The organism is Pseudomonas sp. TWR1-1-4 (genome assembly GCF_049897165.1).
Taxonomy (GTDB): domain Bacteria; phylum Pseudomonadota; class Gammaproteobacteria; order Pseudomonadales; family Pseudomonadaceae; genus Aquipseudomonas; species Aquipseudomonas canadensis.
In genome coordinates, this window is the sequence record NZ_JAFCVS010000004.1 from 391,856 (window position 1) to 411,011 (window position 19,156).

Sequence of the window (19,156 nt, forward strand, 5' to 3'; positions counted from 1 at the left end):
AGGGTTATGAGATCAGCCTTTTTTGCAGGCCATAAAAAACGGCCCCGAAGGGCCGTTTTCTCAAACCGGATCGCTTAGGCCTGGATCAGGCCGTTGATCTTCACGGTCGGGTTCACGTCAGCGTCATAGTCCACGCCGTCGATTTCAAAACCGAACAAACGCAGGAACTCCGCCTTGTAGCCGGCAAAATCACTGATCTCGTTGACGTTGTCGTCGGTGACCTGGTTCCACAGAGCTGCCACGGCGTCCTGGACCTTCGGCTCCAGCTCGGCCAGGTCGGCACGCAGGCGGCCGTCGGCGTCGAGTTTCGGCTGGCTGCCGTACAGGCTGTCCTTGAACAGACCGTAGACCTGCTCGATGCAACCTTCGTGGGTGCCCTGTTCTTTCATCACTTTGAACAGCAGCGACAGGTACAGCGGCATGATCGGGATGGCCGAGCTGGCCTGGGTGACCACAGCCTTGAGCACCGACACACGGGCGTCGCCCTTGAGTGCCGCGAGGTTGTCGCGCAGGGTCAGGACTTTCTTGTCTAGGTCCTTCTTGGCTTCGCCGATGGAGCCGTTCCAGTAGATATCCTGGGTCAGCTTCTCGCCAAGGTAGGTGAACGCCGTGGTCTTGGCGCCTTCGGCCAGCACGTCGGCGTCACGCAGGGCGTCGATCCACAGCTGCCAGTCTTCGCCGCCCATCACTTTGACGGTGCCGTCGATTTCTTCCTGGGTCGCAGGCTCCAGCGTGGTGTCGACCACAACGCCCTTGTCGGTATTGATACCGCGCAGGGTCACGGCCTTGCCGATCGGCTTGAGGGTGGAGTTGTGCACCACGCCTTGTGGGTCGGTACGGCGTGGCGCGGCCAGGCTGTAGACGACCAGGTCGATCTTGCCCAGATCTTTCTTGATGGTTTCGATGGTCAGGCGCTTGATCTCGTCGGAGAACGCGTCGCCGTTGATGCTCTTGGCGTACAGGCCTTTCTCGACGGCAAACTTCTCGAACGCGGCGCTGTTGTACCAGCCGGCGGAGCTCAGCTTGCCTTCTTCGCCTTCTTTCTCAAAAAACACGCCCAGGGTGTCGGCGCCGCAGCCAAAGGCAGCACTGATGCGCGCGGCCAGGCCGTAGCCGGTGGAAGCGCCGAGGACCAGCACCTTTTTCGGGCCGCCTTCGATGACGCCGTGTTGAGTCACGTAGTCGATCTGCTCTTTGACGTTCGCTTCACAGCCAACAGGGTGAGCGGTCACACAGATGAAGCCACGAACCCGCGGTTTGATGATCATAAAATTTCTGCCTCTTCCAAGGTGCCGAAGGCCAATGGTGGCCATTCAACTTCAATCGTACCGGTCTATGACGTCCAAAAAACCGAAGCGTCACGATAGTCGCAAATCTTCTGTTTACAAAATCCAATCCACTCAGCGCTACAAGGGTTAAAAACTGTGTAAAGCCTTCACAATTTCGCAATATTTAAAACGCCTATACAGCGCCGAACGCCTTATCATGACGCAGTTGTTTCAATATGTTTCAAACCCCTACCACTCGCAGCCAGGGATCCGGACCTGTCGAATGGCGTCCTGCTGGAGCTGAGTTACATGAATAAGCCTGCTTTGCGTAAAAAAGCGGTATCGGTCGCCTGGGTATTCGGCGTGCTGCTGATTATGGATATCTTCCCCGAAACCACCTTGGTATTTCTTGGACTGGTCGTGATATGCGGCATTTACGACTTTCTGCGTAATGGTCTGTATGACGCGCCCACCGCCAAGAAGTACTTTATTGGCAGTGGCCGCAATACCTGGCTGCTGGCACCGTTCAACACCCTGTTCGACCTGTTGAGTTCGCGTAACCGACACGTTTACAGGATGAACGACCTGCCGCCTGCCTGGCGTGCAGACCTGCAACAGGTGCTCGATGACGCCATGGCCCACAAGGACGAAATCATCGGTTACCTGGACGCACGCATGGCCGAGAAGAAGCGCGGCATGCTGTTTTTCCAGTGGTATGGCCAACCCATCGAGACCACACTCGACATCCCGCAGCTGCGCAAAAAACTACCGTTCGTGAAGACCATCGGTGTGTCGGTATTCAATGAAAACCGCTCCACCTCCTTTCACTTCGGCCCCCTGCGCATGATGTTCCGCGTGCTCTACAACATGGCTCCGGCGCCCCATCATGAGGGCGTCTACATCCAAGTGGGCAAGCACAAGCATTACTGGCATGACGACCCGTTGTTTATTTTCGATGACACGCTGATGCACGCGTCTTTCAACAAAAATGATGCCAAGCGTTACTGCCTGTTTATCGATATCGTGCGGCCGACCCCGGTGCCCTTGGTTCTCAACGCCGTGATCACTGGGTTTGCCGGCATGGCCTTTACCCTGCGTCGGGTTTTCTACAAAAACTGGAAGCTGATTCAGTGAGTTCTGCGGCATGATGGTGCTGGACGGTGTTTGCGCTCGGCCCTGCGCCTGAGGTAAATATCCGTCTCGTGCGACCGAATTCGGCGCCCATCATTCTCAAGCCATCGCAGCCCCTCGCGGGTGCGGTGGCTGCGCTTTCAAGGAATCAGAATGCCCCAACGTCAAGTCATCAATGCCTCCGTCAGCCCCAAGGGCAGCCTCGAAACCCTGTCCCAGCGTGAAGTCCAGCAACTGAGCGAAGCCGGTACCGGCAGCATCTACACCCTGTTCCGCCAGTGCGCCCTGGCGATCCTCAACACCGGCGCGCACATCGACAACGCCAAGACCATCCTCGACGCCTACAAAGACTTTGAAGTGCGCATCCACCAGCAAGACCGTGGCGTACGCCTTGAACTGTTGAATGCCCCGGCCGACGCCTTCGTCGATGGCGAAATGATCGCCAGCACCCGTGAAATGCTGTTCAGCGCCCTGCGCGACATCGTTTATACCGAGAACGAACTGGACAGCCAGCGCATCGACCTGAGCAACTCCCAGGGCATCACCGACTACGTGTTCCACCTGCTGCGCAACGCCCGTACGCTGCGCCCGGGTGTCGAGCCGAAGATCGTGGTGTGTTGGGGCGGGCACTCGATCAATACCGAAGAATACAAATACACCAAGAAAGTCGGCCATGAACTGGGGCTGCGCAGCCTCGACGTGTGCACGGGCTGCGGCCCTGGCGTCATGAAAGGTCCTATGAAGGGCGCGACCATTTCCCACGCCAAGCAACGCATTACCGGCGGGCGCTACTTGGGCCTGACCGAACCGGGCATCATCGCTGCCGAAGCGCCGAACCCGATCGTCAATGAGCTGGTGATCCTGCCGGACATCGAAAAACGCCTGGAAGCCTTCGTGCGTGTAGGCCATGGCATCATCATCTTCCCAGGCGGCGCCGGCACGGCCGAAGAGTTCCTGTACCTGCTGGGCATCCTGATGCACCCGGACAACCGCGACCTGCCGTTCCCGGTCATCCTCACCGGGCCGAAACACGCAGCGCCGTACCTGCAGCAGTTGCACGCATTCGTCGGCGCCACCCTAGGCGAAGCGGCGCAGGCGCACTACCAGATCATCATCGACGACCCCGCCGAAGTGGCGCGCCAGATGACCGCCGGCCTCAAGGCGGTGAAGCAGTTCCGTCGCGAGCGCAACGACGCCTTCCACTTCAACTGGCTGCTGAAGATCGACGAAGGCTTCCAGCGCCCGTTCGATCCGACTCACGAGAACATGGCAAGCCTGCAACTGAGCCACGCACTGCCGCCCCACGAACTCGCCGCCAACTTGCGCCGAGCGTTCTCCGGGATCGTGGCGGGTAACGTGAAGGACAAAGGCATCCGCCTGATCGAGCAGAACGGCCCGTACGAAATCCACGGTGATCCGGCCATCATGAAGCCGCTGGACGAGCTGCTACAGGCGTTTGTCGCCCAGCACCGCATGAAGTTGCCGGGCGGCGCGGCGTATGTGCCGTGCTATCGCGTGGTGCAATAAGTCAGCGCTGCACCGCCACGCATTTGATTTCCACCAGCAGGCCGGGGTGTGCCAGTTCGGACACCCCAATGGTGGTCCAGGCGCAATGCCCGCGTGGGAACAAGCGGTTTTTCACGTCACGGAAAACCGCCATGTGTTGGCTCATGTTGACGTGGTAGGTGGTCATGTCCACCACGTCGTCGAAGGTGCAGCCACCCTCCTCCAGGACCTGCCTCAGGTTCTCCCAGGCCGCGATGAATTGCGCCTCGGGGTCCTCGATCACCGCCAATGCAGCCGTACGCCCGACCTGACCGGCGCAGTACAACGTCTTGCCCACCTTGACCGCGGGCACGTAGCCGGCGCGCTCGACGATTGAGTGCATGGCGCGAGGGATGATGAGTTGGCGGTCGGTCATGGCTTGTATCTCTTTAAGCCCGGCAGGCGGGCACAGTTGGGACTAGTGTTTTACCTGTTCCGACTAACCCACACCAGATGAGCACCCTATGGACCGACGGATATTGTCCTCTGTCATTCCTTACCCTAAAGTAAGGAATATCACGATGGAGATCTTCAACATGGCTATCGCTACACTCACCTCAAAAGGTCAAATCACCATTCCTGTCCAGGTCAGGACTGCCCTCGGCCTGGAAACAGGGGATCGGGTTGAATTCGTAGAAATGGAAGATGGGCAGTTTTCCATCATTGCCGCGAGCAAAACGGTGCATGACCTCAAAGGGTTGATCCGCACGCCCGCCAGGGCCGTCTCTATCGAAGAGATGAACCAAGCCATCGCAGCGCAGGGGGCAAAAGCCGGATGATCGGGCTGGATACCAATGTGCTGGTGCGCTACGTCACCCAGGATGATCCCGTTCAATCTGCCAAGGCGTCCGAACTGATCGAATCGCTGACCACTGCCTCGCCGGGCTTTGTCAGCCTGGTCTCCATCCTGGAATTGGTGTGGGTGCTGCAAAGCTGCTACCAGTCGGCCAAAAGTGATGTGGTGATGGTACTGGAGACCCTGCTGCGCACCCGCGAATTGACCGTAGAACATGCCGAGATCATCTGGCAGGCGCTGCGCAAGTTTGTGGCGAACAAGGCTGACTTTGCAGACTGCCTGATCGAGCGCTGCGCCCATGCCGCCGGTTGCGAGTACACGGCAACCTTCGACCTCAATGCGATCAAGACCACAGGCATGAAGCGACTGGTCTGAACCGCAGCATTGCGGCAGCGGGCGGGCTTTGATACAAACCGTTTTTTACCTTGATCGAGAGAAAGACCGACGTGCGCACGTTTCTACTCGCAGCCCTGGCTATGGCTCCCACTCTCGCCCTGGCCGATGCCATCACCTGGCCCGATCTGCCAAAAACCTGCTTCGTCAGCGGCCGCTCCGCCACCAGTGCGGATGTCGACAGCGGTTGCGCCGCCTTCCTGATCAATGTTAAAGGCCAGGCCGCGGGCACGCCGATCAAGCTGGATATTCCGCAATACGCGCTGCACATCGACGAAGCCACCGGCAAGGAAACCCCGGTTATCCTCATCCAGGCGGAGGAGAACGGCGAGGTCAAGGCCGTGGGCTACCGGGAACTGGGCACCGATCAACTCGGTGCCGCATTGTTGCGAGAGGTTCGGCTGCTGGGTACCCACAAGCCGATCTAACGCTACTTGCCAATGAAACCTGGGCTCAGCGAACCCAGCCACCACCCTGCCAGTGATACCCGTCATTACGCTGCACCCAATGCGGATGCACGTAGCGATAGCCTTCGCGTACCGGCTCCCAGTGACCATGTACAGCCACATATCGCCCGCCGTCCCAGCGCCAATAACCACGCGACCATATATAGCCGTAGCGTACGGGTGGCTCGACTTCGATCACTTGCACCGGCGGCGGTTGCGGCGCGATGACTTCCACATACTCATGTTGCACCGGCCTGCGCTCATGCACGATGCGCTCTTGAACACACCCGGATGCCGCGACGACCATGGCCGCCAATGCCCCATAACGTAGCCACATAGAAAAACCCTCGGACGCTGACGCCCAGTACCTGCACCGCTAGAAAATGCCCCCTTGTTGCAGCCTCGCTCCTGCTTGGCTCTGGAGTATTTTTAACAGGTGGCGTCTGTCAGGTTGCTGAACCTGAGGGCGTTGCGTTCATGAGGTAGACGAAAGGCTCGTCGGGTACTTGAATGCTCAAACCGGACCGAAACGCGCCAGCACTGCCTCGACAAATCGCCGCAACTTGGCGGTGCGCTGCCGATTTGCGGTGTAGACCAGATGCATTGGCCGGCTCGGTGCCTCAAAGTCCGGCAGCACCTGCACCAACTCACCGCGGGCCATTGCCGTACGCAAAAAATCCTGGGGGCCGAGAACCATGCCAAAACCGTCCAGCGCCGCCGACATCAATGCCCGGCTTTCGTTGATCTGCAGACGACTGGTCACCTGTACGCTATACAGCGTCGAGCCTTGATGAAACATCCACTCGCGGTCCGCCGGGCGTGACCAGAAGGCATAGCCCAGGCATTCGTGACGTTCCAGGTCTGCCGGCACCTGCGGCGTACCCCGCGCAGCCAGGTACGCAGGCGAAGCACAGACCACCAGGCGATAAGGCGCCAGTGGCCGGGCTGTCAGGCCGGTGGTCGCCAATGGACCGATCCGGAAGGCTGCTTCATAGCCCTCTTCCACCAGGTCGACGAAGCGATCCGTCAGGTGCAGGTCGATTTCCACGTCCGGGTTATCGCGCAGGAATGCAGTAATCAGTGGCATCAGGCTGTAGGAACCGAAGGTCACAGGCGCGGTGATCTTCAGCTTGCCACGCGGCGTGTCATTCATGATTTGCGCCAGCGAGTCCGCAGCTTCGGCCTCCGTAAGGATATGTTTGCAACGTTCGTAGTACGCGCTCCCCAACTCCGTGAGGCTCTGCCTGCGCGTGGTGCGATTGAGTAACCGCGCACCGAGGCGCTGCTCCAGCGCGGCAACGTGTTTGGCCACCATTTGCGCCGACATGTGCAAACGCTCGGCGGCGCGAGCGTAGGAGCCCAACTCGGCGGCGATCACAAAGGCATTCATGCTCGATAGACGGTCCATCATTCCCTACTCCCAGTAACAACACTCACGCCATAGTGCTTATTTATCGCCATTTGGTTGCCAATCATCATAGCGGCTTCCCCCTTTATCAGGAGCAAGACCATGAAGATTGGCGTGATTGGAGCCGGTTTTATCGGGCGCGCCGTGGCACAGCGGGCACTGGCGGCCGGGCATGAAGTGATGTTGAGCAACTCTCGCGGCCCGCAGACCATGAGCAGCGTGGTAAGTGGCATACGCGGCGTCAAAGTGGGCAGCGCAGAAGATGCCGCACAGTTTGGTGACGTGGTGCTGGTGGCGATTCCGTTTGAACACTACCGAAAAGTCCCGGCGCAGTGGCTGGCAGGCAAGACCTTGCTCGACGCCAACAACTACTACCCGGAGCGCGACGGTCATTTCCCCGCGCTGGATCGATTTGAAACCACCACCAGCCGACTGCTCGCCGAACACTTCACCCACTCAAAGGTGATCAAAGTGTTCAACGCGATTTTCGCCGCGGACATTACCGATCATGCTCGCCCCCACGGCGCACCTGACCGTCGCGCATTGCCGGTGGCCGGCGACGACGCTGTCGCCAAAGCGCAGGTGATCACCCTGCTCGACGAGCTGGGCTTTGACGCCGTCGATGCCGGCAGCCTGGATGAAAGCTGGCGGTTCGAGCGGGCCAAGCCCGCGTATTGCGTGCCGCTGGACCAGCCCGGGCTGAAGGCGGCCCTGGCCGCGGCCGAGCGTACGGTCGAACTGCCGCCGGTCGACCGCGAACACACCCGCGCTTAAACACCGCCCCACAAAAAAGCCCGCTGACCGTTACCGGTTCAGCGGGCTTTGTGCATCAGCCTGGCTTACAGCGCCAGATCAGACGCCGGCTTGCTCGGCTCAGCCGAGGGCTTGGCAGCCTCGGTGGCCTGGGGTGCAGCCATTTGCGGAATCACAGGCGGCGTAGGCAGTTGCAGGACTTCGGCGGTGTAGGCCCATTCCTTGGCAACCGCTTCCGGGCTGTCGTTCAGCTTGGTGCCGTAGCTCGGTACGATCTGGTGCAGCTTGGCCTGCCACTCAGGGGTCGCGACCTTGTCCTTGAACACTTTCTGCAGCACGGTCAGCATGATCGGGGCAGCGGTGGACGCGCCTGGCGATGCACCCAACAGGCCCGCGATGGTGTTGTCGGCGGAGCTTACCACTTCAGTGCCGAGTTTCAGGACACCGCCCTGCTCCTCGTCACGCTTGATGATCTGCACGCGCTGACCGGCTTGCCACAGGCGCCAGTCGGATTGCTTGGCGTTCGGGAAGTACTCTTGCAGCGCCTTGAAGCGGTCGTCGTCCGACAGCATCAGTTGGCCGGCAAGGTACTCGACCAGTGGGTATTCACGAATACCGACTTTGGTCATTGGCCAGATGTTGTGGGTGGTGGTGCTGGTCAGCAGGTCCAGGTACGAGCCTTCTTTCAGGAACTTGGTCGAGAAGGTCGCGAATGGGCCAAACAGGATCACGCGCTTACCATCCAGCACGCGGGTGTCCAGGTGCGGAACCGACATCGGTGGCGCGCCAACCGAAGCCTTGCCGTAGGCCTTGGCCAGGTGTTGCTCGGCAACGGTTGGGTTATCGGTCACCAGGAACGAACCACCTACCGGGAAGCCAGCGTATTCCTTGGCTTCAGGAATGCCCGACTTCTGCAGCAGGTGCAGTGCACCGCCGCCGGCGCCGATGAACACGAACTTGGCGTCGGTTTCGGTCTTGGTGCCGTCTTTCAGGTTTTTGTAGCTCACACGCCACGAACCGTCGGCGTTCTTGGTGATGTCCTGCACTTCGCTCGACAGTTTCAGGTCGAACTTAGGCGTGGTCTGCAGGTGAGCGACGAACTGGCGGGTGATCTCGCCGAAGTTCATGTCGGTCCCCAGCGGGCTCCAGGTGGCCGCGATTTTCTGGTTCGGGTCACGCCCTTCCATCATCAGCGGAACCCACTTGGCGATCTGCGCCGGGTCTTCGGAGTACTGCATGCCAGCGAACAGCGGGCTGGCCTTCAGGGCTTCGTAGCGTTTTTTCAGGAACTTGATGTTGTCATCGCCCCACACGAAGCTCATGTGCGGTGTGGTGTTGATGAACGAACGCGGGTCCTTCAGCACACCCTGGCGGACCTGCCAGGACCAGAATTGACGGGAAATCTGGAACGCTTCGTTGATCTCGACCGCTTTCGGGATCTCAACGTTGCCGTTCTTGTCTTCCGGGGTGTAGTTCAGCTCGGCCAGGGCCGAGTGACCAGTACCGGCGTTGTTCCAGCCGTTGGAGCTTTCTTCGGCCACGCCATCGAGGCGCTCGACCATCTCCATCGACCAGCCCGGCTCCAGCTCATTGAGCCAGACACCCAGGGTCGCACTCATGATGCCGCCGCCAATCAGCAGCACATCGACTTTCTTTGCCTCTTCCGCGTGAACGGAGCTGATCCCCAGCGACAAAGCCAGCCCCAGCAGGGCAGTGTTTACTTTTTTAAACATCAGTAGCACCTATGATAAAACGCCATCCGCCCTACCGTCCCTGATCATGGGCAACCCTCCATCACGCTGCGCCAGGCAACGCACCGCGGGGTTTGCACATTCACTCGGGGACCGCAGGGTGGGCACACAAGGCCGACGTATCGACCTCACTTTTATGTCCCTTCTGCGCTGACTTCTTATCATTATTGGCTTCAGCTACCTGGGCGACAGCCAATCGCTGGGACGTATACGGATGTACGCACCAGAGAGAGACTAGCCCAAGACGGCGCGCAGAATATCACGGCAAACAGCGTTTATGCGCCGTTTGGCCAATTGACAGCTCTAAATCGCGGCTTTTAACACGTCGATGTCAAGCCTGGCAGGCGCGACGTGGGGTCACAGGCCAGGAACTCTCACGCAAAAGGCTGTTCTAGACACCTTTGTCGCTGCTTGCGTAGCATCGGCGGCTCTCCTTCGTGCAATCCATCCCAATAGAGTTACCCATGACTATCCAGCAAACACCCGGGCACGTGCTGCCTGCGCGCAGCGCCGCCAAAATGGAAGCGGCCATGGCCGTGGGCGCCTTCGCAATCGGTACTGGCGAATTTGCCATCATGGGGCTGATGCCCGACATCGCGCAGAACCTGAACCTCAGTGAGCCTCAGGTCGGCCACGCCATCAGCGCCTACGCCCTGGGCGTGATGGTGGGCGCGCCACTGCTGGCCATTCTTGGCGCCAAGCTGCTACGCAAACACATGTTGTTGCTGCTGATGGGCCTGTACGCCTTGGGCAACCTGGCCACCGCCTTCACCCCGACCTTCGGCTCACTGGTGGCCTTCCGCTTCATCAGCGGCCTGCCCCACGGCGCCTACTTCGGCATCGCCGCCGTGGTCGCCTCCAGCATGGTGCCCAACGACAAACGCGCCGGCGCCGTAGCCCGCGTGATGATGGGCCTGACCCTGGCCATGCTGCTCGGCAACCCCATCGCCACCTTCCTCGGCCAACACTTGGGCTGGCGCTCGGCGTTTGCACTGGTCAGCGTGATTGCCCTGTGCACCATTGCCCTAGTCTGGCAGTTCGTGCCGGATCGCCGCGACGAACCGCGCAGCGACCCACGCAAGGAATTGCGTGCGTTCACCAAACCGCAGGTGTGGATGGCGCTGTCCATCGGCGCCATTGGCTTTGCCGGGATGTTCTGCGTGTTCAGCTATTTGGCGCCGACCATGCTGGAAGTGACCAAAGTGTCGCCGCAGTGGATTCCGTTTGGTCTGGCGGCGTTCGGTGTCGGCGGGATTATCGGCAACATTGCGGGCGGCAAGCTGTTTGACCGCCTGCAATTTCGGGCGGTTGGCTGGATTATGGTGTGGTCGATGGCCGTGCTGATCTTCTTCACCTTCGCTGCCAGCTCACTGTGGAGCGTGCTGCTGGGCATTGGCCTGGTCGGCACCATGATTGCCATGGCTGCGCCGCTGCAAATCCGCCTGATGGATATTGCCCATGAAGCGCCGAGTTTAGCGGCGGCTTCCAACCATGCGGCGTTTAACCTGGCAAATGCGCTGGGCCCGTGGTTGGGTGGGATGGCGATTACGGCGGGGTATGGGTGGACGAGCACCGGCTACATTGGCGCCGCTACCGCGTTGGTCGGCCTGGGCATCTACCTGATCGCCCGGCGCATGAAGGGCGGCCACTGACATTTCCCGCCCCAACCTCAGTTCCAATGTGGGAGGGGCTTGCCGCCGATAGCAATGGGTCAGTCACCACCCCAGTGACTGCCCCACCACCCCATCAATCATCATGCAACAGCCCTGACCCATACTCCCCATAACTACTTCCCAGCCCACTGCCGCCGAAATTCATCTTGGCGGCTTTGCTGGGGCTATGGTCCCCAAACGCCTGGCATCCGCCTGAAAAACAAGGGTCACTGCTCACGCCGGCCGACCCTGTCGAACACGCGCCCAACAGCAACGTACCAGCAACCATCACGACTTTAACGAGGTTCGAAATCATGGTTTCAGTTCCCTGTGGAATGGAGGCGCGGAGGTCCTCTCTTGAAGAGGATCGTAGACCTCAAAAGCGCCGGGAATGATGAAACTTTGCGGCGTGACAGGATGGGTTCAGGTTGCCCCTTGGGGTAAGACGGCGGGGTTGGGTGTCAGGCGGTGGCCTTGCAGGCGGCAGGTGCGACGTGTTCCTGGGCTCGGTCGATGAGTAGAGCACTTAGATCGATGAGTTGTTGGATGCCCAGGACAATGGCGCGGTGCGGGTCTTCGAGGTCGAAGGCCAGATTGGCGGCCATTTGGTTCGCGGATGCGAGGTTTTCGGCGGCGTTGGCCAGGAGGGTTTCGGTGTCGATGTTGGGGCTGACCAGGAACAAGTTGCCGGTTGGGTGTTCGGCGGGCGCACTGTTTTGATCGACATAAGGATTGTGTGATTTGTTAGGCATGGGCGAAGCTCCAAATATTTCTGGGAGTTAAAAACGCCTTAGCAATACGGACTTCCACCTCCGACCGCCGGGTTTACAGCGGCTTGCGGAGGTTAGCGATGGGTGGTCTGAGGGGCAAGCCGAAAGAAGAGTAGGAAGTTTTTCCCGAATGCCCTCAGACCAAATCGATAAACCACGATGCTCTGAATTGAGGTTAATAGCTCTGGATACAACTCGCGACGACCTGCTGATTCAAGCCAACGATCCACAGTGTAAGATGCCCACAACCATCCACCACCGAGATCGCCATGACTGGAATCTCCCTAAACCTGCCGGAAGACCTGCCCAACTCTCTTGCCGACTTGGCCAAAAGCAACGGCCAGACTGCGACCTACCTGGCGATGGACGTTCTTCGCGACTACATCGAGCATGAAAAAACCCTGACCGCTCAGATCGAGTTGGCAGTGAAAGAAGCCGACCAAGGCAAATTTGCCACCGACGACCAAGTGGCAGCCATGCGTGCTAGACGCTGGAGTCGGAATGCGGGTTGAGTGGCTTGAAAAAGCGCTCAAACATCTGGAAGACGAAGCGAACTATATCGCTCTCGAAAATCCAACGGCCGCTGACGACTTCTCCGATGCCATTTTCGCCAGCGTCGACAAACTGGCTCAATTTCTCTCTATGGGTCGTGAGGCCGGGTCAAAAACACCCAAGAATGGGCAGTACCCAATTGGTCATATCTGATTCCGTATCGGGTACGCGGTGATCGCCTGCAAATCCTCGGCGTATTCCATACACGGCAGCGTCCACGTTCAAAGTGGTGAATGCATGAAACAGAGCTCTCAGACAGCCAAGATGCTTCCCTGATAAACTGCGCCCCATTCGCCCCGCTGACTCAGATCCCCCAATGCCCCTACAAACCGCCCCACTCTCCCGCCGCTTCTCCGTCGCACCGATGATGGACTGGACCGACCGCCACTGCCGGTTCTTCCTGCGCCTGCTCTCCAAACACGCCCTGCTCTACACCGAGATGGTCACCACCGGCGCAATCCTGCACGGCGACCATGACCGTTTCCTGCGTCACAACGAAGCCGAGCACCCGCTGGCCCTTCAGTTAGGCGGTAGTGTTCCGGCTGATTTGGCGGCTTGCGCCCGCATGGCCGAAACCGCCGGTTACGACGAAGTAAACCTGAACGTCGGCTGCCCAAGCGACCGCGTACAAAACAACATGATCGGCGCAATCCTGATGGCGCACCCAGCCCTGGTTGCCGATTGTGTGAAGGCCATGCGTGACGCGGTATCGATTCCGGTAACGGTAAAGCACCGTATCGGCATCAATGGCCGGGACAGCTACGCCGAGTTGTGTGATTTCGTCGGGACGGTGAAGGACGCAGGCTGCACCAGTTTCACCGTGCACGCGCGGATTGCGATTCTGGAGGGGTTGTCGCCGAAGGAGAACCGCGACATTCCGCCGTTGCGTTACGACGTCGCGGCGCAGTTGAAGCGAGATTTCCCTGAGCTGGAGTTCATTCTCAACGGCGGGATCAAGACGCTGGAGCAGTGCCATGAGCATTTGCAGACGTTTGATGGGGTGATGTTGGGGCGGGAGGCTTATCACAATCCGTATTTGCTGGCGGAGGTGGATCAGCAGTTGTTTGGCAGTGAGGCGCCGGTGATCAGTCGGGCGGAGGCGTTGGTGCAGTTGCGGCCATATATTGCTGAGCATTTGGCGAGCGGTGGCTCAATGCACCATATCACTCGGCATATTCTTGGGCTGGGCACTGGTTTTCCAGGGGCGCGCAAGTTCCGGCAGTTGTTGTCGGTAGATATTCATAAAGCGAGTGATCCGCTGGCCTTACTGGATCAGGCGGGGGCTTTGCTGGACGGGCGGTGACGAAGTGGCTTGGGTTTCGCGAAACGCCCCCGACACCGGGCGCTACTGGAATTAGCCCCCGCTACCCTTACAACCCCAGTAGTCAGTGCACCAGTCCACGTACTTGCCAGCTACGCTTACATGCGTTGTAGAACATAACTGTTCTCAAAGCCATGAACGCTGCCCAATATATTGAAGCCCTGAAAGAAACCTGCGGCCCTGAGCAGGTCGACTGCAGGGCCCACTTCAGGCGAGTGCTTGAAGTCGCGGTAATCGTCCAACACGATGAAGCCGCCCGGCACCACGCTCGGCGAATACAGCAGGAAGTCCAGCAACACGTTGCGCGCGGCGTGGCCACCGTCGATATGCAACAGCGCAACCTTGGGCGAAAGGTTGTAGAAACGCTCGGCACTCAGCTCCGAAAAGCCGCGGATCACCTCTGCATTGGGCAGCATCAATTCCTTGTAGTGGCTGAACTCTTCGAATTGGTTGGGCAGCTCAAACGGGTCGATCCCGATAATACGACGCTCGCAGTTGCACACTTCGTTCATCAGCATCAACGACTTGCCCTTCCACACGCCAATTTCCACCACATCGCCTGGCAGCTCGGCAATCAGAAGAGACAGGTAGCCTAATAGGCGTACATGTTCATGGAACGACAACTCAGTACGCACCATTGCATGCTCAGGCGCCAAATTGGCCTGGGCCTGTTCAAAATGCTGGCCAATCAACTCCCAGACCTGCGCGATGCTGTTAGTCAATTCCGGGTTGCCGGTGAAGTCATTGAGCTCTTGGATAGTTAGCATGTTTTCCCTGATTACTGCGAGAGGCTAGGTGAGAGGCTGTATTGGAACATACCCTGGCGCCCGGCCCTGGACGGAGGATGCATCATCATGCAGACATGAGTATCAGGTCAGAATAGAGATGTCCTTGAATCGCGACAAGAAATGTCCAATCCCAGCAAGGATATTTTCAAATCCGCTCACAAGGGTGCCGCTATCGTCGCCGGGTGGGCGCAGGGCAATTGAGTTGAACCTGCCACCGATTTCGCCCTCCTATTTAATAGCAAGGCCCGCCATTCAAACGACTGTTTTCAGGTTGTTGCCCTCGCAAACGATCGAACGCATTTGCGCCCTTGAGCGCCTGCCAGCGCTCGGGTAATGTCATCAGACCCACAGGACAGAGCACGCCCATGACTTCCAAGCTGGAACAACTCAAGCAATTCACCACTGTCGTTGCCGATACCGGCGATTTTTCCACCCTCGCCAAGCTCAAGCCACAAGACGCCACCACCAACCCTTCCCTGCTGCTCAAGGCTGCGTCGATTCCGGGCTATGCCAAGCTGCTGGATGAGGCCGTGCAAGACTGCAACGGTGACGTGGGCCTGGCCAGCGACCGTTTTGCGGTGGCGGTGGGTCAAGAGATTCTCAAAGTGGTGCCAGGCCGTATCTCCACCGAGGTAGATGCCCGCCTTTCGTTCGACGAAGCCGCTATTCTCAAGCGCGCACACCGCCTGATCGAGCTGTACGACAAAGCCGGCGTTGGCCGTGATCGCGTGCTGATCAAGATCGCTTCCACCTGGGAAGGTATCCGCGCTGCCGAGAAGCTGGAAAAAGAAGGTATCCAGACCAACCTGACCTTGCTGTTCTCCTTCGCCCAGGCTGTGGCCTGTGCAGAAGCTGGCGTGTTCCTGATCTCGCCGTTCGTGGGCCGTATCTACGATTGGTACAAGAAGGCCAACGGCAACGACTACACCGGTGCTGAAGATCCGGGCGTGCAGTCGGTGACGCGCATCTACAACTACTACAAGGCCAATGGCTACAAGACCGTGGTGATGGGGGCGAGCTTCCGTAACCTGAGCCAGATCGAAGAGCTAGCGGGCTGTGATCGCCTGACCATCAGCCCGGACCTGCTGGAGAAGCTGGCAGCGGATGAAGGCAAGCTGGAGCGCAAGCTGTCGCCAGGCCATGCCGGTGAAGCCCGCGTGCACCTGACTGAAGCGCAGTTCCGCTGGGAGTCCAACGAGGACGCGATGGCGACTGAGAAGCTGGCGGAAGGGATTCGTCAGTTTGCTCGCGACCAAGAGAAGCTGGAGGCGTTGCTGACAGCCAAGCTGTAAAAGGCAGCGACTGCAAAAAGGGCGGAACCTGTGAGGGTTCCGCCCTTTTTTATGTTACCTGGACTGACGCCGTCGCTGGCAAGCCAGCTTCTACATAGGGGAGTGGTTCGTCAGTGGCGTTCGAGGGCGTTGACGAGGTCGTGGAAGGCTTCGCGGTTGGACTCGTTGAGGCCCATCAGGATCTTGTGCGCTTCCAGCACCTTGACCCGAACGACTTCTTCGGACTGGTCTTGCGAAGGCAGGTCGGTCAGGCATTCCGGGCACGGAATCGGGCGGTCAACGATGTTGAACACCTGGTCGAAGCCCATGGACTGCAACAGACGGGTGATGTCTTCGTGGGTGGTGACCACCGTCGGCAACAGGCCAACCTTCTGCCGAGACAGAATGGACAACTTGGCCAACAGGCCCAAGGTGGTGCTATCGATGCTGCGGGTTTCGGTCAGATCGATCACGATCGCCGAGAAGTTCAGCGCTGTGAAGATCCGCTCAATCGTCGCATCCAGCGCCGAACACAAGGTCAGGCGCACTTCACCGACAAATTTCAGGACGAAGGTCCCGTCTTGCTCGGCGAATTGGATTCTTCCGGTACTCATCAAAGATTCCTGCTCAACACCAATAGGGCGATATCATCCGGCATCTCCCCTAGCGTGGCCAATCCAAAAACCTGCCGCAGGCCATCCAGGCTGCCGCCCGCCGACTTGACCTTTTGGGGCAAGGCGGCTTCTTTTTCTTTGAGTGTAGGCTCTGGAAGCAGGTCCAGGATGCCGTCTGACATCAGCGTGAGGCTGAACGTCGGCGGCAGCTCCAGGATATGGTCTTCGTAGGTGGCTTCATTGAACAAGCCTACCGGCAGACCACGGCCTTCCAGGTAACGCACACTGTCTGGAGTGTATAAAACCGGCATCGGCAGGTGACCGCCGATGCTGTAGGTCAAAAGACCGGTTTCTTCATCAATCACGCCGCCGACCATCGTCACGTGCTTGCCCAGCTTGCAGCTGATCAGGCCCCGGTTGATGTGGCCCAACACCTCGGAGGGGGTAAACTCCGGCAAGGTGCCATTGCGCTTGGATTCGAACAGCAGCCGTGTAGTCATGAACTTCAACAACACGGTAACAAAAGCAGAGGAAGCACCGTGGCCGGAGACGTCGGCCAGGTAGAACGCCACACGTCGCTCATCCACGCGGAAATAGTCGACAAAATCACCCGACAAGTACAGCGACGGGATGATCTGGTGGGCAAACTGGAAGTCGTCGATGGTCCAGGGGCTGACCGGCAACATGTTCATCTGCACCTGGCGACCGGCGTTCTGGTCTTCCTGGAGCAGGTTAAGGCTGGCTTCGAGTTCGCGGTTGGCGGTTTCGAGCTTTTCACGGTAGCGCTGGTTTTCCACCAGCAGGCGTGCACGATCCAGGGCACGGCGCACCGAGTGCTCCAGCACCGCCAGGTCTTCCAGGGGTTTGATCAGATAGTCGGCGGCACCTAGGCGCAGCGCTTCGACGGCATCGTTCATCACCCCGGCGCCCGACACGACAATCACCGGCGTCTGCGGGGCGAGTTCAGTCACCTGGCGAATCAGCTCCAGGCCGCCCATCTGGGGCATGCGCAGGTCGCAGATCACAAGGTCGGGCTGGTCGCGCTCGAATACCTGGAGACCCTGTTGGCCATTGCTGGCCTGCAGGACGCTGAAGCCACTGTCTTCCAAATAGGCCGCGAGGCTCGCGCGCACTACTTCGTCGTCATCGATTATCAGCAGCGTGGCACTGGTTTTTTGCATGTGGGCAAACGGCGCCAGAATTAGGTTGGCGTAGGTGGCGCGACAATGGCCGGGCTCACTTACTGGATTCGCTTTCTAGCCTCTCTGTCCTACAAAGCATAGGGATTTTTCCCATGCACAACGGTAAAGCAGAGGTGCCCTTCTAAGGCGCAGACGGTACTCCCATCCGTCAGGGGTTTCAAGCTCATGCCGATGGTCGCCGGGCGTCTTTACACCGCAAATCACCGGGAGTTATAAGAACAGGCACGACCACAACACAAAGTAAGGATGGAGCCCATGAGCGAACACGAGCGCGACTACGCCGAAAAACGCGATTTCATCCGCATGCGTGTGGATGCCGATGTGTCGCTGATCCATGCAGGGCAAGAGATTGCCGGGGTTTGCGTGGACCTTTCCAGCTCCGGCATGCAAGTGCAGGCGCCGCGCCAGTTCAACGTTGGCGACCGGTTGACGGTGCGCATCGATTCGGAGCACGCGGCGCTCAAGGGTCTGGAGGCGGATACCGAGGTGGTATGGACCAAAACCAGCGGTGACGACCAGCACCTGGGCCTCAAGATCCTGAAAATGCGCTGAAAACCGCGCACAAAAAAGGCGACCGCAAGGGTCGCCTTTTTCATTTCAAAACGTCACAGCTTAAAAGTCGTCGACGACCTTGCCGTCCTTGACCTTGAACTCGCGGTTCTGCAGGTAAGCGTTACGAATGAAGGTGTACTTGTCACCGGTGATCAGCTTCTCGCTGTCGAGCAGGCTGGCACGGGTGTCAACGATATTCAGGCCGAAGGTGCTGTTGCGCCAGCCGATGTCGTTCATGTAGCGGTACGGTTGGGTGTAGCTGTCCACGTACTTGGACGGCGCATCACGCAAAGTGCTCGGGCCCAGCAAAGGCAGCATTACGTACGGACCGCTGCCTACGCCCCAGTAGCCGAGGGTCTGGCCGAAGTCTTCATCGCTGCGCTGCAGCCCCATTTTGGTGCCGACATCGATAAAGCCCAGCACGCCGAACGTGGTGTTGACCAGCAAACGGGCCGTGTCTACACCAGCCTTTTCGGGCTTGAGCTGCAGCACATTGTTGGCCAGGTTGCCCACATCACCGATGTTACGGAAGAAGTTGTGAACGCCATCCTGAACGAATTGCGGGGTCACGAACTGATAACCCTGGGCCAGTGGCTTGAGGGCATAGGTATCAACGGTGTCGTTGAAGGTGAAGATCGGGCGGTTGACGCTTTCCCATGGATCGTCTTCCGATGCAGCCTGTGCGACGAAAGGCGCCAGCAGGACAGTGGCACACACCGACAGCTGAGCGAAGTAGTGGCTCCAGCGCATAGCTTTTGCTCCTTGAATGGTCTGTCATGGGCGCTATGCCCTGAATAAGGCTGTCAGTATATGACGGAAGTCGCCAATTAGGCAGTAACTAGCAAACGTCCGACCAAAAATGGACAAAATTCCTACAACTAACAATCCTGTCATCGACTTGTCATCCTGACCCGATAGCGTTGGCGCTATTTCAGGGATGTCG

At 58.9% G+C, this 19,156-nt stretch carries 22 protein-coding genes and 1 pseudogene; 12 read left to right on the forward strand and 11 right to left on the reverse strand.

Annotated elements, in window-relative coordinates:
• Positions 1-74: 74 nt before the first annotated feature.
• Positions 75-1,268 (reverse strand): enoyl-ACP reductase FabV, encoded by a 1,194-nt coding sequence (gene fabV, locus ACP7C6_RS13905; RefSeq protein ID WP_016975302.1) that lies wholly within the window; start codon positions 1,266-1,268, stop codon positions 75-77.
• 309 nt (positions 1,269-1,577) lie between these two features.
• On the opposite strand from fabV, the gene ACP7C6_RS13910 reads away from it, so the two are divergent.
• Positions 1,578-2,402, forward strand: coding sequence for an aspartyl/asparaginyl beta-hydroxylase domain-containing protein (locus ACP7C6_RS13910; RefSeq protein ID WP_068936103.1), 825 nt, complete (start codon positions 1,578-1,580; stop codon positions 2,400-2,402).
• A 150-nt stretch (positions 2,403-2,552) separates the two neighbouring features.
• A complete protein-coding gene (ppnN, locus tag ACP7C6_RS13915) occupies positions 2,553-3,926 on the forward strand; it encodes a nucleotide 5'-monophosphate nucleosidase PpnN (protein WP_025856956.1) in 1,374 nt (457 codons plus the stop codon).
• Position 3,927: 1 nt separating this feature from the next.
• Here ppnN and ACP7C6_RS13920 read toward each other — a convergent pair whose 3' ends face one another.
• Positions 3,928-4,320: a RidA family protein gene (locus tag ACP7C6_RS13920; RefSeq protein ID WP_236320029.1), complete on the reverse strand. Its 393-nt coding sequence runs from the start codon at positions 4,318-4,320 to the stop codon at positions 3,928-3,930.
• A 145-nt stretch (positions 4,321-4,465) separates the two neighbouring features.
• Here ACP7C6_RS13920 and ACP7C6_RS13925 point away from each other — a divergent pair, with 145 nt between their 5' ends.
• The 3 genes from ACP7C6_RS13925 to ACP7C6_RS13935 all read left to right on the forward strand — a co-directional run bounded on the left by ACP7C6_RS13925 (position 4,466) and on the right by ACP7C6_RS13935 (position 5,561).
• Entirely contained in the window at positions 4,466-4,723 is a 258-nt protein-coding gene (locus tag ACP7C6_RS13925) for an AbrB/MazE/SpoVT family DNA-binding domain-containing protein (RefSeq protein WP_068936101.1), read from the forward strand.
• Positions 4,720-5,115, forward strand: a complete 396-nt coding sequence (locus ACP7C6_RS13930; protein WP_028619447.1) for a PIN domain-containing protein — start codon at positions 4,720-4,722, stop codon at positions 5,113-5,115. Before ACP7C6_RS13925 ends, ACP7C6_RS13930 begins: the two co-directional genes overlap by 4 nt.
• Before the next feature lie 101 nt (positions 5,116-5,216).
• Positions 5,217-5,561, forward strand: coding sequence for a hypothetical protein (locus tag ACP7C6_RS13935; RefSeq protein ID WP_236320026.1), 345 nt, complete (start codon positions 5,217-5,219; stop codon positions 5,559-5,561).
• A gap of 25 nt (positions 5,562-5,586) precedes the next feature.
• Here the strand turns inward: ACP7C6_RS13935 and ACP7C6_RS13940 are convergent, their stop codons facing one another.
• Together ACP7C6_RS13940 and ACP7C6_RS13945 are read right to left on the reverse strand one after the other, a co-directional pair.
• Positions 5,587-5,916, reverse strand: a complete 330-nt coding sequence (locus ACP7C6_RS13940) for a YXWGXW repeat-containing protein (RefSeq protein ID WP_122686614.1) — start codon at positions 5,914-5,916, stop codon at positions 5,587-5,589.
• Positions 5,917-6,093: 177 nt separating this feature from the next.
• Positions 6,094-6,990, reverse strand: a complete 897-nt coding sequence (locus ACP7C6_RS13945) for a LysR family transcriptional regulator (RefSeq protein WP_122686613.1) — start codon at positions 6,988-6,990, stop codon at positions 6,094-6,096.
• A 99-nt stretch (positions 6,991-7,089) separates the two neighbouring features.
• On the opposite strand from ACP7C6_RS13945, the gene ACP7C6_RS13950 reads away from it, so the two are divergent.
• Positions 7,090-7,761 (forward strand): NADPH-dependent F420 reductase, encoded by a 672-nt coding sequence (locus ACP7C6_RS13950; RefSeq protein WP_028619443.1) that lies wholly within the window; start codon positions 7,090-7,092, stop codon positions 7,759-7,761.
• A 65-nt stretch (positions 7,762-7,826) separates the two neighbouring features.
• Here the strand turns inward: ACP7C6_RS13950 and mqo are convergent, their stop codons facing one another.
• Positions 7,827-9,473 carry a malate dehydrogenase (quinone) gene (mqo, locus tag ACP7C6_RS13955; RefSeq protein WP_068936096.1) on the reverse strand — a complete coding sequence of 549 codons (1,647 nt, stop codon included), beginning with the start codon at positions 9,471-9,473 and terminating at the stop codon, positions 7,827-7,829.
• A 482-nt stretch (positions 9,474-9,955) separates the two neighbouring features.
• Here mqo and ACP7C6_RS13960 point away from each other — a divergent pair, with 482 nt between their 5' ends.
• Positions 9,956-11,143 (forward strand): MFS transporter, encoded by a 1,188-nt coding sequence (locus tag ACP7C6_RS13960; protein ID WP_028619441.1) that lies wholly within the window; start codon positions 9,956-9,958, stop codon positions 11,141-11,143.
• 94 nt (positions 11,144-11,237) lie between these two features.
• On the opposite strand, the gene ACP7C6_RS13965 is transcribed toward ACP7C6_RS13960, so the two are convergent.
• Both ACP7C6_RS13965 and ACP7C6_RS13970 read right to left on the reverse strand, forming a co-directional pair.
• The gene (locus tag ACP7C6_RS13965; RefSeq protein ID WP_058424535.1) at positions 11,238-11,459 is read right to left on the reverse strand and encodes a hypothetical protein; all 222 of its coding nucleotides are present in this window, start codon (positions 11,457-11,459) and stop codon (positions 11,238-11,240) included.
• A gap of 145 nt (positions 11,460-11,604) precedes the next feature.
• Positions 11,605-11,895: a DUF6124 family protein gene (locus ACP7C6_RS13970; protein WP_028619440.1), complete on the reverse strand. Its 291-nt coding sequence runs from the start codon at positions 11,893-11,895 to the stop codon at positions 11,605-11,607.
• 287 nt (positions 11,896-12,182) lie between these two features.
• On the opposite strand from ACP7C6_RS13970, the gene ACP7C6_RS13975 reads away from it, so the two are divergent.
• The 3 genes and pseudogenes from ACP7C6_RS13975 (at position 12,183) to dusA (ending at position 13,768) form a co-directional block, all read left to right on the forward strand.
• Positions 12,183-12,425, forward strand: a complete 243-nt coding sequence (locus tag ACP7C6_RS13975) for a CopG family ribbon-helix-helix protein (RefSeq protein WP_028619439.1) — start codon at positions 12,183-12,185, stop codon at positions 12,423-12,425.
• Positions 12,415-12,698, forward strand: a pseudogene (locus tag ACP7C6_RS13980) (type II toxin-antitoxin system RelE/ParE family toxin). The gene ACP7C6_RS13975 and the pseudogene ACP7C6_RS13980 overlap by 11 nt, the downstream one beginning before the upstream one ends.
• Before the next feature lie 83 nt (positions 12,699-12,781).
• On the forward strand, positions 12,782-13,768 hold the full coding sequence (dusA, locus tag ACP7C6_RS13985) for a tRNA dihydrouridine(20/20a) synthase DusA (RefSeq protein WP_426108902.1): 987 nt from the start codon (positions 12,782-12,784) through the stop codon (positions 13,766-13,768).
• 116 nt (positions 13,769-13,884) lie between these two features.
• On the opposite strand, the gene ACP7C6_RS13990 is transcribed toward dusA, so the two are convergent.
• Positions 13,885-14,553: a class I SAM-dependent methyltransferase gene (locus ACP7C6_RS13990; protein WP_426108903.1), complete on the reverse strand. Its 669-nt coding sequence runs from the start codon at positions 14,551-14,553 to the stop codon at positions 13,885-13,887.
• 386 nt (positions 14,554-14,939) lie between these two features.
• On the opposite strand from ACP7C6_RS13990, the gene tal reads away from it, so the two are divergent.
• Complete coding sequence (gene tal, locus ACP7C6_RS13995) at positions 14,940-15,866, forward strand: transaldolase (protein ID WP_016975287.1); 927 nt, start codon at positions 14,940-14,942, stop codon at positions 15,864-15,866.
• A gap of 110 nt (positions 15,867-15,976) precedes the next feature.
• Here tal and rssC read toward each other — a convergent pair whose 3' ends face one another.
• Together rssC and rssB are read right to left on the reverse strand one after the other, a co-directional pair.
• On the reverse strand, positions 15,977-16,459 hold the full coding sequence (gene rssC, locus ACP7C6_RS14000) for an anti-sigma factor antagonist RssC (RefSeq protein WP_003172602.1): 483 nt from the start codon (positions 16,457-16,459) through the stop codon (positions 15,977-15,979).
• Positions 16,459-17,640, reverse strand: coding sequence for a two-component system response regulator RssB (rssB, locus tag ACP7C6_RS14005; RefSeq protein WP_016975286.1), 1,182 nt, complete (start codon positions 17,638-17,640; stop codon positions 16,459-16,461). The genes rssC and rssB overlap by 1 nt, the downstream gene beginning before the upstream one ends.
• A gap of 276 nt (positions 17,641-17,916) precedes the next feature.
• On the opposite strand from rssB, the gene ACP7C6_RS14010 reads away from it, so the two are divergent.
• Positions 17,917-18,213, forward strand: a complete 297-nt coding sequence (locus ACP7C6_RS14010; protein ID WP_028619436.1) for a PilZ domain-containing protein — start codon at positions 17,917-17,919, stop codon at positions 18,211-18,213.
• 60 nt (positions 18,214-18,273) lie between these two features.
• Here the strand turns inward: ACP7C6_RS14010 and ACP7C6_RS14015 are convergent, their stop codons facing one another.
• A complete protein-coding gene (locus ACP7C6_RS14015) occupies positions 18,274-18,963 on the reverse strand; it encodes an MlaA family lipoprotein (RefSeq protein ID WP_028619435.1) in 690 nt (229 codons plus the stop codon).
• Positions 18,964-19,156 lie beyond the last annotated feature (193 nt).